Annotated in this window: 12 protein-coding genes; 10 read left to right on the forward strand and 2 right to left on the reverse strand. The window is 71.6% G+C overall.

Going from position 1 to position 14415, the window contains the following annotated elements; genetic code table 11:
- A partial coding sequence (locus VGZ32_RS09190) for an ATP-binding cassette domain-containing protein (RefSeq protein ID WP_326885467.1) occupies positions 1-1852 on the forward strand: 1852 nt, incomplete at its 5' end.
- A gap of 29 nt (positions 1853-1881) precedes the next feature.
- Here VGZ32_RS09190 and VGZ32_RS09195 read toward each other — a convergent pair.
- Entirely contained in the window at positions 1882-2589 is a 708-nt protein-coding gene (locus VGZ32_RS09195; protein WP_326885468.1) for an SIMPL domain-containing protein, read from the reverse strand.
- A 406-nt stretch (positions 2590-2995) separates the two neighbouring features.
- On the opposite strand from VGZ32_RS09195, the gene VGZ32_RS09200 reads away from it, so the two are divergent.
- Together VGZ32_RS09200 and VGZ32_RS09205 are read left to right on the forward strand one after the other, a co-directional pair.
- A complete protein-coding gene (locus VGZ32_RS09200) occupies positions 2996-4018 on the forward strand; it encodes a PAC2 family protein (RefSeq protein ID WP_326885469.1) in 1023 nt (340 codons plus the stop codon).
- Positions 4019-4106: 88 nt separating this feature from the next.
- On the forward strand, positions 4107-4769 hold the full coding sequence (locus VGZ32_RS09205; protein WP_326885470.1) for a class I SAM-dependent methyltransferase: 663 nt from the start codon (positions 4107-4109) through the stop codon (positions 4767-4769).
- A gap of 72 nt (positions 4770-4841) precedes the next feature.
- On the opposite strand, the gene VGZ32_RS09210 is transcribed toward VGZ32_RS09205, so the two are convergent.
- On the reverse strand, positions 4842-5768 hold the full coding sequence (locus VGZ32_RS09210; protein ID WP_349263543.1) for a fumarylacetoacetate hydrolase family protein: 927 nt from the start codon (positions 5766-5768) through the stop codon (positions 4842-4844).
- Positions 5769-5986: 218 nt separating this feature from the next.
- Between VGZ32_RS09210 and VGZ32_RS09215 the strand changes: the two genes are divergently transcribed.
- From VGZ32_RS09215 to VGZ32_RS09245, 7 genes are all read left to right on the forward strand, one after another.
- Complete coding sequence (locus VGZ32_RS09215) at positions 5987-7315, forward strand: enolase C-terminal domain-like protein (RefSeq protein ID WP_326885472.1); 1329 nt, start codon at positions 5987-5989, stop codon at positions 7313-7315.
- A 50-nt stretch (positions 7316-7365) separates the two neighbouring features.
- Complete coding sequence (locus VGZ32_RS09220) at positions 7366-8139, forward strand: SDR family NAD(P)-dependent oxidoreductase (RefSeq protein WP_349263544.1); 774 nt, start codon at positions 7366-7368, stop codon at positions 8137-8139.
- Positions 8140-8382: 243 nt separating this feature from the next.
- Positions 8383-9549 (forward strand): sugar ABC transporter substrate-binding protein, encoded by a 1167-nt coding sequence (locus VGZ32_RS09225; RefSeq protein ID WP_326885474.1) that lies wholly within the window; start codon positions 8383-8385, stop codon positions 9547-9549.
- A 53-nt stretch (positions 9550-9602) separates the two neighbouring features.
- Positions 9603-11237 carry a sugar ABC transporter ATP-binding protein gene (locus VGZ32_RS09230; protein WP_326885475.1) on the forward strand — a complete coding sequence of 545 codons (1635 nt, stop codon included), beginning with the start codon at positions 9603-9605 and terminating at the stop codon, positions 11235-11237.
- Positions 11234-12370: an ABC transporter permease gene (locus VGZ32_RS09235; RefSeq protein WP_326885476.1), complete on the forward strand. Its 1137-nt coding sequence runs from the start codon at positions 11234-11236 to the stop codon at positions 12368-12370. The genes VGZ32_RS09230 and VGZ32_RS09235 overlap by 4 nt, the downstream gene beginning before the upstream one ends.
- On the forward strand, positions 12367-13392 hold the full coding sequence (locus tag VGZ32_RS09240; protein WP_326885477.1) for an aldo/keto reductase: 1026 nt from the start codon (positions 12367-12369) through the stop codon (positions 13390-13392). Before VGZ32_RS09235 ends, VGZ32_RS09240 begins: the two co-directional genes overlap by 4 nt.
- A complete protein-coding gene (locus VGZ32_RS09245) occupies positions 13389-14312 on the forward strand; it encodes an amidohydrolase family protein (RefSeq protein WP_326885478.1) in 924 nt (307 codons plus the stop codon). The genes VGZ32_RS09240 and VGZ32_RS09245 overlap by 4 nt, the downstream gene beginning before the upstream one ends.
- The last annotated feature ends 103 nt before the right edge of the window (positions 14313-14415 follow it).

The raw sequence follows: 14415 nt of genomic DNA on the forward strand, positions 1-14415 counted from the left end.
CGTCGACGGGCGCCTGGTCACCGGACGCATGCGGGTCGCCGAAGGTTCGCTCGTCGCGGTCGGGCACACGCTGCTGCGCCTGCGCCACGGCACGCTCGAAGAGTACGTGGACATCGGCGAGGCGACGTTCGCGGCGCTCGACCTGCGGGTGCAGGCCGGCAAGCGGCGCCTGCTGGAGGGGGTCAGCTTCGCGCTGGAAGGGGGCCAGTTCCTCGCGGTGCTGGGGCCGACGGGTGCCGGCAAATCGACACTGCTCAAGGCGCTGACGGGGTTCCGGCCCGCGGATCACGGGTCTGTGCTCTATAACGGCCGCGACGTGTATGGCGCGTTCGCGGAACTGCGCAACCGGATCGGCTACGTTCCGCAAGACGACATCCTGCACCCACAACTGACCGTGCGCTCCGCCCTGGACTACGCCGCCCGGCTGCGCTTCCCGCACGACGTCGCCGCCGACGAGCGGTCCGCGCGCGTCACCGAAGTGATGAAGGAACTCGGGCTCGAACAGCGCGCCGACGTGCGGGTCGAGCGGCTGTCAGGCGGACAGCGCAAACGCACCTCGGTCGCGATCGAGCTGCTCACCCGCCCCTCCCTGTTGATCCTGGACGAGCCGACCTCGGGCCTGGACCCTGGCTACGAGAAGAGCGTCATGCAGTTGCTGCGGCAGCTCGCGGACGGTGGCCGCACGGTGCTGACGGTGACGCACTCGATCCAGAGCCTTGACCTGTGCGACCGGCTGCTGTTCCTGGCACCGGGCGGACAGACGGCGTACTTCGGGCCGCCGAGCGAGACGCTGTCCTATTTCCGGCAGCCGGGGTATCCGGAGGTCTTCCAACAGCTGGACAAGGCCGCGCCGGGCTCCGCGCGCGAAGCCTTCTCCGGCACCGACATCGAGCGCCGGTACGTCGCCGAACCGCTCGCCGCGCAGCGCGGACGGCTCGAACTGGCCACCGCGCAACCCGAGGCGCGCGGCGCAAACCCGCACGGCATCCGGCAGCTGCTGACGCTGGTGCGCCGCTACACCTCGCTGATCTCGGCCGACCGTCGCAACACCCTGCTGCTGATGGCGCAGGCGCCGATCCTGGGCGTGCTCATGCTCGCCGCGTTCGGAACGAACAACCTCAAGCCGGGTACGAGCGGGGCGGCGACCAACTCGACCACGGTGCTGCTCGCGCTGATCCTGGCGGCGAGCTATCTGGGCGCCTCCAACGCGATCCGGGAGATCGTCAAGGAGCGGCCGATCCTGGTGCGCGAGCGGTCGGTCGGCCTCGGCGCGCGCGCGTACGTGTTCAGCAAAACCCTGGTACTCGGCGCGATGACCATCGTCGAAGCCTTCGTCCTCACCTATCTGGCGCTGCTACGGCAGGGCGGGCCGGCGCACGGGGCGGTGCTGCACAACGGACGCCTGGAGATCGCGCTGGTGGTGAGCCTGACCGGGTTCTGCGCGATGACGCTCGGGCTTCTGGTCTCCGCGCTCGCGAGCAACGCCGACAAGGTCCTGACCATCCTTCCGGTGATCCTGTTCGCCCAGTTCGTCCTGAGCGGCTCGGCGTTTCCGGTGCGCGGCACGCCCGGCTTGGACGAACTGGCCTACCTCTCCGGTGCCCGCTGGGGTTATTCGGCCGCTGCGGGCACGGTGAACCTGGACGCGCTCCTCGGCGACGGCTGCAACGGCGCACACGCGTCGGCCGCGGTGCCCGGCGGCGGCATGGGCATGGTGAACTGCGATCCGGCGCACGCCCCGACGGTGCAGGCATGGGGGCAGGACATGGGCCTGCTCGCGGGTCTGAGCGCGCTGTCGCTGACCGGCGCCTGCCTGGCGGTGCGCCGGGTCGGACGGCCGACCCGACGCTGACCGCGCGCGGCACCGTTCAATATCCGGTTTCAGCTCTCAGCCGGAGCCGCCAGATCAGGCTGCGTGGCGTGGAATCGGGCCTCCACGTTCGCGTAAACGGTCTGTTGCTGCGGTTCGAGGTCGAGCATCGGCGGCTCGGCCGCAGCCTGCGCGGCGCCGGCAGCGGGGGCGGCCATCGCGGCCATGCGCGGGCGCGCCGCCCGCGGTGGCGGAGCGGACATCCCGGTGTCGGCCAGCTCGATCAAACCGACGACACGGCAGCCGAGCGCGGCAGCGTAGTCGCGCGCCCGTGCGAGAGCCTCGGACACCGCCTGAGTCCGGGCCTCTCGATACACCGGTGAGGACCGGCGCAGCCGCCAGAACGGACCGTTCAGCGTGACCGTCTCCAGCTCGGAGAGCCGGGCGATCAGCTCGCCCAGCACCGAGAAGTCCGCGACGGTGGCGTTGACCTGCGCGCTGCCGCGGTACGAGCGGATCTTCTCGTCGCGGCCCTTGCGCAGCTCGGGCACGACCGACAGGCCGCCTGAGGCGAGTTGCTCGATCGCGTCGCCGTACGAGCGGACCAGGCTCAGCACCTCGTCGTTGCGCTTTACCAGCCGTTCGAACGCCTCGCGCCGGTCGCGCGCCTGCGCGAAGAGCGAGACGAAGATGTCGGCGATCTCCGGGTCGACGACGAGCGTGGCCTCGCCGCGCACGCTGATCATCGGGTTCTCGGCTGGTGCTGGCGCTTCGTCCATCACGGCTCCTTCGCGGCGTGCGGCTCGGGCGCGGGAGCGGCTTGTGTCGATCCCGCCGACGTCCCCGACGCTACTCGCGAAGTGTCCGGCGCGGCACGTGGAACGGCTGCGGGCACATACAGACGGCTGATATGCCGCGCGGGCGTCGACGCATCGTCGAACGGTCGTCGAGGCATTGTCGACGGTTCCGGCGGAGAATGGTGCCTCTTCGCGGTTGACCGGTCATCGGGCGGCGCGCGCCAGCGCGAAATCGCCGCCGAGCGCGCCAGGGGCCCTTAAGGAACGGAATGGGCGCGGGACGGCGGATGTTGGCAGACTGGTAACCAGCGGCGCGGCCGGGCGGGTGACGGAGCGGGGACCGCGGGTGAGCAGACGCCGTGGACGAAACGAATAGGACGGATCGACCGTGGGCGAGCCACAGGGCCTCTACGAGCTGGACCAGGCGGGCATGGCCGCGCTGGCGGAGGCCAGAGGGCGGGAAGGCTCCGGAGGCACGGGCGTCGGTGGGCTGGTCCTCCTGTACCACTTCGAGGGCTTCATGGACGCCGGGCACGCCGCCGAGCAGGTCATGGAGCACGTGCTGGGCGACAGCTTCGCGCTGGACGGTGACGCCGACACGCCGCCGAGCGCGGATGCGGAGGCGGACCCACGGCCCGGCCACCCGGTGGTGGTCCGGTTCGACGCGGACCGGCTGGTCGACTACCGGGCCCAGCGCCCGAGCATGACCTTCGACACCGACCACTGGGCCGAGTACGAGGCGCCGGAGATCACGGTGCGGCTGGCGCGCGACGCGACCGGCACCCCGTTCCTGGTGCTCTACGGTCCGGAGCCGGACACCGAGTGGGAGAAGTTCGCCACCGGGGTGGTGCAGGTCATCGACGAGCTCGGGGTGACGCTCGCGGTCAACTTCCACGGGATCCCGTTCGCGGTGCCGCACACCCGGCCGACGACCCTCATTCCGCACGGCAACCGGCCGGACCTGATGGCCGGCCACCCGAAGTGGTTCGACCGCGCGCAGGTGCCGGGCTCGGCGATGGCGCTGGTGGAGTACCGGCTCAGCGAGAAGAACCGGGCGGTGCTCGGGCTCGCGGCGCAGATCCCGCACTACATCTCCCGCTCGCCCTATCCGGCGGCGGCGGTGCGGATCCTGGAGGCGGTGACGGCCGCGACCGGTCTCGTGCTGCCGGCGCAGGAACTGCACGAGCAGGCGGAGCGGGTCACCACCGAGATCGACGTGCAGGTGACGCAGGGCGACGACGAGCTGCGCTCGATGATCCACGGCCTCGAGGTGCAGTACGACGCGGTGGCCGGGGCCTCGCCGCGGTCGAACCTGCTGGCCGAACAGGCGGCGCGGCTGCCCACGGCCGAGGAGCTGGCCCGGCAGTTCGAGCAGTTCCTGGCGGAGCAGGACCGGGACGGCGACCGCTGAGCCGCCTCGGCGACTGCGAACACTGATAAGCGGCCCAGGCGCGGGCAGACGGTGGTCGGGACGCCCGGATTCGCCTAATGTGCACCACATGGCGGATGACGACTGGCACGCGTGGCACGACGCGTACGACGACCCGGGATCGGCGCTTGCGCAGCGGCTCGAGGTGGTGAGCGGGCGGATCGCACGCGCCTTGGACGCCGCGCCGCCCGGCGAGATCTGGGTGCTGTCGATGTGCGCGGGTCAGGGCCGGGACCTTTTCGCCGCGCTGGACGGTCACCCGCGCGCCCGTGACGTGCGCGGCTTGCTGGTCGAGCTCGATCCGGACAACGTCTCGGCCGCCCGGAAGCGGGCCGAGGAGCTCGGGCTGACCGCGATCCGGGTGGTTGACGGCGACGCGGCGCTGACCGACCAGTATCAGTCGCTCGCACCGGCCGACATCGTCTTGGCGTGCGGGGTGTTCGGGAACATCAGCGCGCGGGACGTCCAGCGCACGATCGGGCACCTGGCGGCGCTGTGCCGACCCGGCGGCACGGTGGTGTGGACCCGGCACCGCGGCGAGCCGGACCTGGTCCCGGCGATCTGCGACTGGTTCGCCGAGGACGGGTTCACCCTCGAGTCGATCACCCCGCCCGGCCAGATCGCGGTGGGCGTGCACCGCTACACCGGCCAGGCGCGCCGCCTCGTCCCCGGGGCGACGATGTTCACCTTCGTCGGCTACCGGGCGCTGGCCGGGGAACAGACCGCGAGCTGACACCGACGCCGACAGCGGCGGCAACAGCAGCGGGGATCGCCGGCGGCCCCGCGCCCAGCCGACCACGCTGCGTCAGGGAGCTGCGACGAACGTCTGGCGCTGCCGCCCGAGGCCGCTGATGCCGAGTTCCACCACATCGCCGGGCTTGAGGTAGTCGTCCGGGTTGCCGGTGGCCAGCGCGACTCCGGCGGGGGTGCCGGTGTTGATCAGGTCGCCGGGCTCGAGCACCATGAACTGGCTCAGGTACCGGATGATCTCGCCGACCCCGAAGATCAGGTTCTTGGTGTTCGACGTCTGCCGGCGCTGACCGTTCACGTCCAGCCAGAGGTCGAGCGCGCCCGGGTCGCCCGCCTCGTCCGGGGTGACCAGGTAGGGGCCGGCCGGGTTGAAGGTCTCGCAGCCCTTGCCCTTGTCCCACTGGCCGCCGCGCTCGAGCTGGAACTCGCGCTCGGAGACGTCGTTGCACACCAGGTATCCGGCGACGGCGGCCAGCGCCTGCTCGGCGCTGTCCAGGTAGCGGCACTCCCGCCCGATCAGCACGCCGAGTTCGACCTCGTAGTCGGTCTTGGCCGAGCCGCGCGGGATGCGCACCTGGTCGTTCGGGCCCACGAAGGTGTTGGAGGCCTTCATGAACAGTACTGGCTCGGTGGGGATCGCGGCTCCGGTCTCGGTGGCGTGGTCGGCGTAGTTGAGGCCGATGCAGACGATCTTGCCGGGGCGCGGGACGGGCGCGCCGACGCGGGCGCCGGACGGCGGGGCGACGCCCTGCCCGGTCCGCTCCGCCACGGCCGCGCGCAGCCGGTCGACTCCGCCCGAGGCGAAGAACGCGCCGGTGAAGTCCGGGGTCAGGTCGGAGACGTCGAGCACCGCGTTCGGAAGCAGGGTGTTCGCAGACGCGGTGTCAGTAGACGCGGTGTTCGTAGACGCTGCGTCCGCGGACTCGTCCAGGACGACGTACGGCCGCTCCCGGCCCGGTTCACCTATGCGCATCATTTTCATACTTGAGGACTCTACGGCACCGCCGAAGACGCGGAAACCTGGGGTCATCGGACCAATCGACCCTGACGTGTTCCCGCCTTTTCCCGAACCTCCGGGCGTGTTCCGGGGGAGCGCTCTGGACAATGAGCAGAGCTGGGCGTTATACATCGGATGACTACCGGCTTGCCGATCTCCTGTCCTCGCCGCTCCCGGTCGCCACCGCCGAAGGGGTTCACCGTATGGCCCACGCCGCCCGCATCACCGCGCTCGACTGCCTCGATCTGCGCTTCCCGACCTCGGCCAGCCTCGACGGCTCCGACGCGATGAATCCGGACCCCGACTATTCGGCCGCCTACGTGATCCTGCGCACGGACGCCGACGACGGCCTGGACGGACACGGCTTCTGCTTCACGATCGGCCGCGGCAACGACGTGGTCGCGACCGCGATCGGCGCGCTGCGGCCCTACGTGGTCGGCCGGGTGCTCGACGACGTGCTCGGCCACCTCGGCCGGTTCAGCGCCGAGCTGGTCGGCGACAGCCAGCTGCGCTGGCTCGGCCCGGAGAAGGGTGTGATGCACATGGCCATAGGCGCCGTGCTGAACGCGGCCTGGGACCTAGCGGCCAAGCGCGCGGGCAAGCCGGTGTGGAAGCTGCTGGCCGACATGTCGCCCAAACAGCTGGTCGGCCTGGTGGACTTCCGGTACATCGCGGACGCGCTCACCCCGGACGAGGCGCTGGAGATCCTCGCCGCCGCGCAGCCCGGCCGCGCCGAGCGCGAGCGGATCCTGCTGCGCGACGGCTATCCGGCGTACACGACCTCGGCCGGTTGGCTCGGCTACGCCGACGCGAAGGTCACCCGGCTGGCCCGCGAGGCGGTGGCGTCCGGCTTCACCCAGATCAAGCTCAAGGTGGGCGCCTCGCTCGAGGACGACGTGCGGCGGATGCGGGCGGCCCGGGCCGCCGTCGGGCCGCAGGTGCGCATCGCGGTGGACGCGAACCAGCGCTGGAACATCGGCGAGGCGATCGACTGGATGGGCGCGCTGGCCGAGTTCGACCCCTACTGGATCGAGGAGCCGACCAGCCCGGACGACGTGCTCGGGCACGCGACGATCCGGCGGGCGGTGGCCCCGGTGAAGGTGGCCACCGGCGAGCACGTGCAGAACCGGGTCATCTTCAAGCAGCTGCTACAGGCCCGGGCGGTCGACATCGTGCAGATCGACGCGGCGCGGGTCGGCGGGGTCAACGAGAACGTGGCGATCCTGCTGCTGGCGGCCAAGTTCGGGGTGCCGGTGTGCCCGCACGCGGGCGGGGTAGGTCTCTGCGAGCTGGTGCAGCACCTGTCGATGTTCGACTATGTGGCCGTCACCGGCACGATGGCGGACCGGGTGATCGAGTACGTGGACCACCTGCACGAGCACTTCGTGGACCCGGTGCGGATCGTCGCGGGCCGCTACGCCGCGCCGACCGCGCCGGGCTTCGGCGCCGAGATGCTGGCCGCCAGCCGGAGGGAGTACGCGTACCCGGACGGGCCGGTGTGGCGCGCGCGCAAGGAGGCGGTGGCGCTGTGAGCGCCGGAACGGAGGGCACTTCAGTGGCGGACAACGGCAGCGGGAACCGGGTGGCCGGGGCGGACTTCGCCGGGCTGGTCGCGATCGTGACCGGCGGCGCTTCCGGCATCGGCGCGGCGGCCGCGGAGCTGCTGGAGGCTCGCGGCGCGCGGGTCGCCGTGCTGGACCGCGCGGTGGAGGAGGCCAAGTCGGACTCGCGGCTGGCCCTGACCGCCGACGTGACCGACGACGCGTCGGTGCGCGCCGCGGTCGACGCGGTCGCGGACGCCTTCGGCGGCGTGGACGTGCTGGTGAACAACGCCGGGGTCGGGGCGATCGGCACGGTCGCGGACAACCCGGACGACGAGTGGCGGCGGGTCTTCGACGTCAACGTGTTCGGCATGGTGCGGGTAAGTCGGGCCGCCCTGCCGTACCTGCGCCGTTCAAACGCCGCTTCGATCGTCAACACCTGCTCGATCGCGGCCACCGCCGGATTGCCGCAGCGCGCGCTCTACAGCGCGACGAAGGGCGCTGTGCTCTCGCTGACGCTGTCGATGGCCGCCGACCACGTCCGTGAGGCCATCCGGGTGAACTGTGTGAACCCGGGGACCGCCGACACGCCGTGGGTCGGCCGGCTCCTGGCCCAGTCGGACGATCCGGCCCGCGAGCGCGCCGCGCTGGAGGCCCGCCAGCCGCTCGGCCGCCTGGTCTACGCCGAGGAGGTCGCGTACGCGATCGCCTACCTGGCCAGCCCGCTGTCCGGCTCGACCACGGGGACCGCGCTGGCCGTGGACGGCGGCATGGGCGGGCTGCGGGTGCGCCCGGCCGGGGCTCCGACCCGGTAAGAGCGCAGTTCATTTCGATGAGCCAGCGTCACTGCGAATGATCCGATCATAGTCGAACGAATGAGTTCCGGGGTCCCGTCGACGTGCCCCCGAAGCAGCACATCAGAAGCTGAGAACTGGCGCTACACGGATCTATACCGTTTTCGTCTCGACCGTTGACTGCTCACATTCATCGGACCTATGTTGGCCGCAGGTTAAGCACTGTTCGCGCAGGTTGCTCAAAGACGAGACCTGGAGGACCCGTTGGACCACCGCCCACGCCGCCGGCAGCGCGCGCTGCGCACCACCGCCGCCGCGGCTTGCCTTGCCCTGATAGCGGCCGGTTGCGGTTCGCACAAGTCATCGACCACGGGCGCGGGCTCCACGGCCGGCTCGGGGAAGATCAAGATCGGCGTCGCGCTGACGTACAACAACACCGCGTTCTGGGCCGCGTACATCAACTACCAGACCCAGTATGCGTCGCAGGACGGCGTCCAGCTGATCGGGCCGCTGCTGGCCCAGGCGGACGCGTCGCTGCAGAACCAGCAGATCGAGGAGCTGGTCAACCAGGGCGCGCAGGCCATCATCGTCAATCCGGAGACCGCCACCAGCCTCGGCCCGGCGATCTCCTACGCGGCCGCGCACAACGTGCAGCTGGTGTCCGTGGACACCATCGTCGGCGTCGGCCACGTGTACATGGTGGTGCGCGCGTCGAACACGCTGTACGGGCAGGACGCCTGCGCCTACATCGCCGGCAAGGTCACCTCGGGCTACGTGCTCGACCTGGAGGGCGACCTGTCCTCGTCGAACGGCGCGGACCGGTCCAACGCCTTCGAGGGGTGCATGGCGCAGAACGACCCGGGCGTCAAGGTGCTGAAGGACCCGACGAACTGGACCGAGGCGACGGCGGTCAGCGACGCGCAGAACGCGGTCAACGCCTACGGCTCGCAGCTCAAGGCGATCTACGCGCAGTGGAGCAGCCCTGACACGGGCGTCATCCCGCTGCTGCAGTCCAAGGGCTACGGCAAGGTCGGCGCGGCCAACCACGTGATCCTGATCAGCGACGACGGCGTGCCATTCGAGATGTGCGACATCCAGAACGGCTCCCTGGACGCGGCGCAGTCGCAGCCGGCCAACCTGTACGCGCAGTACGCCCTGCAGTACGCGATCGACGCGGCCAAGGGTGTCAAGCACAACGTCGGGGACCCCGGCGGCGGCGCGCCTACGCTGCAGAACGTGACGTACAACGGGGACACCAACCTCGCCGACCCGATCGTCGCGCCCTTCGTCACCGCCACCCAGCAGACGCTGACGGTCCAGTCGCCGGTGGACAACCTGCCCGGCTCGCTCCAGAGCACGGCGGTGACCGACAGCACCCTGTGGGGCAACGTCTATGGGGCGGCGCACGGCGGAGTCTGCGCCAACTCCTAGCCGCCGGACCACCGCCGGATCGGCCGACACGTAGGTGAGCAAAGGGAGTACATGTGACAGAGGTCGGGGCAGCGGTCGAGGCGATCGGGATCCACAAGAGCTTCGGTCCGACCCGCGCGCTGCGCGGCGTCGGCCTGGCCCTGGAGCCCGGCCGCTGCCTGGGCCTGGTCGGGCGCAACGGCGCGGGCAAGTCGACCATGGTCTCGGTGCTCAGCGGCCTGGTCCAGCCGGACGCCGGCGAGGTCCGGTTCGCCGGCCGGCCGGCCCCGCCCGCGGGCGCCGTGCACGCCTGGCGGGAGCGGATCGCCACGGTGCACCAGCACTCGATGGTGGTGCCGGACCTGACCGTGGCGGAGAACATCTTCCTCGGCCGGCTGCCGCAGCGGCGCGGCCCGCTGGGCTGGCGTTCTGTTTCCTGGCGCACCGTCAACGCCGACGCGCGCCGGACCCTGGACGACTGGGGCCTGGAGATCGACCCCGGCGCGCCGTGCCGCGGCCTGACCGTCGAGCAGCGGCAACTGGTGGAGATCGCCCGCGCGGTGGCCTCCGGGACCCGCTGCCTGCTGCTGGACGAGCCGACCGCGGCACTCGAGCACGACGCGGTGGCCCGGCTCTTCTCCCGGGTCAAGCAGCTGGTCGCGTCCGGCGTCGCGGTCCTCTACATCTCGCACCACCTGGAAGAGGTCTTCGACATCTGCGACGACGTGGCGGTGCTGCGTGATGGCGCGCTGGTGCTGTCCGCGCCGACCCGCGAGCTGACCCGGGACCAGCTGATCGGCGCGATGGTCGGACCGGTCCCCACCCGGGAGATCGACGCCACCGTGTCGCGCCTTGATCTGTCCGGCGCCGGGGACGTTCGCGACGCCGAGCGGCTGCTCGAGGTCCGTGAACTGACCGCCACCTCCCCGCGCGGAGCCGTGCGCGGCGTCTCGCTGCACGTCGCGGCGGGCGAGCAGGTGGGCGTGGTCGGCCTGGTCAGCTCGGGCGTCATCACCCTCGGCCGGGTCGTCGCCGGCGCCGACCGGGCCGACGGCGGGACGGTGCTGCTGGCCGGACGGCCGCTGCCCAACGGGCGCCGGGACTCGGCGCTGCGGGCCGGCGTCGGCTACATCCCGGAGGACCGGCGGGCTGAAGGCTTCGTCGGGCCGCTGTCGATCGCCGAGAACACGACCATGACGGTGACCGACCGCATCGCCCGCCAGGGCCGCGGCGTGCTAACCCCGCGCGCACTAGAGCGGGCCGCCGCGCCGCTGACCACGGCGCTCGGGGTGGCCGCGGCGTCGCTTCGCCAGCCGGTGGACGAGCTGTCCGGTGGCAACCAGCAGAAGGTGACGGTCGCCCGGGCGCTGGCGCGCGACCCGAAGCTGGTGGTCGCGATCACCCCGACCCGCGGGGTGGACGTCGCCTCGAAGGAGCTGCTGCTCGGGGCGCTGCGCGCGGCGGCCGAGCGCGGCGCCGGGGTGTTGCTGGCCACCGACGACCTCGACGACATCGAACACTGCGACCGGGTCGTGGTGCTGGTCCGCGGCGCGGTCGCGGCCGAGTACCGCCGGGCGCAGGCCCCGGCGCCGCCGTTCGACCGGGAGACCCTGATCGCCGCGATCGAGGGCCTGGGCGCCGATCCGGACGCCGCTGATTCGGACGCCGCCGTGTCCCTCGACCCGCACCGGAAGGAAAGCCGAGCGTGAGCTCCGTCAGCGACCGTGACCAGGCCACCTCGGCCACTCCCCCGCACGTCGGCGCCGGATCGCCGCCCGATCCGGCGCCGGCCCCGCCCGCAGTCACCGGGCCGCCGGCTCCGCACAGCCTGGCGGCCCGGCTGCTGGCGCGCGGAGCCGGGCGCAACCCCGCCGCGGTGTCCTGGATCCGGCAGGCCGCGCTGCTGCCCGTCCTGGTCCTCGTCCTCATCGTCGGGGTGAGCCAGAGCAGCGTGTTCTTCACCGTCAACAACCTGGTCTCCGGCGTCGGGCAGCAGGTGTCCGCGCTCGGGGTGACGGTGGTCGGCGAGAGCCTGATCCTGCTGATCGGCGGCATGGACCTGTCGCTGGAGGCCACCTATGGCCTGGCGCCGATGGTCGCCGCGTGGCTGCTGGTGCCCACCCTGGCGTTCGGCTCGGGCGCCCGGCTCAACCCGTATCTCGGCATCCTGATCCTGCTGGCGATCGGCGCCGCGGTCGGCCTCGCCAACGGCCTGATGATCGTGAAGGCGCGGTTGAACGGCTTCATCGTGACGCTCGGCATGACCGTCCTGCTGGCCGGGGTGCAGAACGGCATCGTGCACGGCCAGGGGCCGTATGAGCTGCCCGCGGCGTTCTCCTACCTCGGCAGCGCCTTCGTCGGCCAGGTTCCGGTGTCGCTGCTGGTCGCCGGGGCGATCTTCGTGCTGACCGGGCTGTTCCTGCGCTACCACCGCACCGGCCGGTCGATCTACGCGATCGGCGGCAATCCGGAGGCGGCGCGGGCGGCCGGGATCAAGGTCGACCGGATCAAGATCGGGGTCTACATCGCCGGGTCGGTCCTCGCCGCGCTGGGCGGACTGATGGAGGCGGGCAGGGTCTCCTCGGTGACGGTCCAGCAGGGCTACCAGGAGGGCATCATCTTCACCGTGTTCGCGGCGGCCGTGATCGGCGGGGTGTCGCTCAAGGGCGGGCGCGGCAGCATGATCGGGGCCGCGTCCGGGGTGATCCTGCTCGGGCTGGTGCAGAACATCATCGACCTGGCTCAGGTGTCGAACTACTGGCAGCTGGCGATCAGCGGCGCGGTCATCCTGTTCGCCCTGGTCCTGGCCCGCGTGGTGGGTGGAGAGGCAAGCGCCGAGTGAGTCCCCGCATCGAGACGCGGGCGGCCCTCGGCCGGTCCTCCGTCTCCGTCACCCCGCTCTCGCTCGGCACCGCCCCGCTCGGCAACCTGTTTCGGGCCGTGACCGATCGGGAGGCCGCGGCAGTCGTCGCCGCCGCGCTCGAGGCCGGGATCGGGTATATCGACACCGCGCCGCACTATGGCCTGGGCCTGGCCGAGGAACGGCTGGGCCGCGCGCTCGCCGAGTCGCCGGTCGAGTCGCCGGTCAAGTCGCCGGTCAAGTCGCCGGTCAAGCGGGCCGACCTCACCCTGTCCACGAAGGTCGGCCGCCTGCTGCGCCCGCTCGAGCCGGGCGAGGAGGTCGATGGACAGGGTTTCGTCGACACTCCCGCCCGCGCCCGCGTCTGGGACTTCAGCCGCGACGGCATCCGCGCGTCGATCGAGGCGTCGCTGACACGCCTCGGTGTGGACCGGGTCGACGTCGCGCTGCTGCACGACCCGGACGACCACGAGCGGGAGGTATACGAATCCGGATACGCGGCGCTGGACGAGCTGCGTGCCGAGGGCGTCGTCGGTGCGATCGGCGCGGGCATGAACCAGTCGGCGATGTTGGCGAGGCTCGTGCGCGACTTCGACCTCGACGTCGTCCTGTGCGCCGGGCGCTACACCCTGCTGGACCAGTCCGCGCTCGCGGACCTACTGCCGCAGTGCGAGCGCCGCGGCACGTCGGTCGTCGTCGGCGGGGTCTACAACTCCGGTCTGCTCGCGGATCCGAAGCCCGGCGCGCCGTTCGACTACGCACCGGCGAGTGACGACCTGCTTGGCCGGGCTCTGGCGATCAAAGAGATCTGCGACGGTTTCCAGGTCCCGCTGCGCGCCGCCGCGGTGCAGTTCCCGCTTCGCCATGCGGCGGTCGCCAGCGTGCTGGTCGGCTGCCGCAGTGTCGCAGAGGTACGCGACAATGCTGCGATGTTCGCTTGGCAGATTCCGGACACCCTATGGTCCGCGCTGACTGAGGCGGGTTTTCTGGCGGTCGGCGCATGACCCGCATCGACGCGCACCATCACGTGTGGGACCTCGGCGTGCGCCCCCAGGTGTGGATGGACACGCCCGCACCGAGCGATCCACCGGACGCACCGGGCACGTGGGCGAATCCGCTGCGCCGCACGTTCGCTCCGGACGACCTCAAGCCGCATCTGGAGAAGAACGCGATCGACCGGACAGTCGTCGTGCAGACCGTCTCGTCGCTCGACGAGACGCGGGAACTGCTCGCGGCGGCGGGCTCCGCCGGGTGGATCGCCGGGGTCGTCGGCTGGGCCGACCTGGCCGATCCGGCGCTGCCCGAGACGCTCGCCGAACTGCGCGCGCACCCGGCCGGCTCGCACCTGGTCGGCTCGCACCCGGCCGGCTCGCGCCTGGTCGGCATCCGCCACCAGGTCCACGACGAACCGGACCCCGGGTGGCTGCTGCAGACGGAGGTCCTGCGCGGCCTGCGCGCGGTCGCCGACGCGGGCCTCGCCTACGATCTGCTGATCCGCGCACCGCAACTCGACGCCGCTCTGGGCGCGGTGCGGCAGGTCCCGCACGGCAGGTTCGTCGTCGACCACATCGCAAAGCCCGAGATCGCGGGAGGGGACAACGAGCGCTGGTACGCCGGCGTCGCCGAACTCGCCGCCGAGCCGAACGTCACCTGCAAGCTGTCCGGCATGGTCACCGAGGCCGACTGGTCCGCCTGGACGGTCGACGACCTGCTCCCGTACGCCCGCCACGTGCTCGACGTGTTCGGCCCGAACCGGGTGATGTTCGGCTCCGACTGGCCGGTGTGCACCCTCGCCGCCACGTATGACCAGGTCGCCGCCGCCGCCGCGGACCTTCTCGCCCGCTGCGGCTTCGCCGCGGGCTCCGCGGAGTCGGAGTCGGTGTTCGGCCTCGCCGCGCAGCGCGTGTACCTCGCGGCTGACTAGACAGTGCGGTGACCGGGCTGGTTTGCCGGGTTCGGGAACGGTGGCGTCAGTTGCCTGTTTCGGTGGGTTGGATCAACCGGGTTGCGGGATGGATAACCGGGTT

Origin of the sequence: Actinocrinis sp., assembly GCF_035938995.1 — a bacterium.
GTDB lineage: Bacteria > Actinomycetota > Actinomycetes > Streptomycetales > Catenulisporaceae > DASZGI01.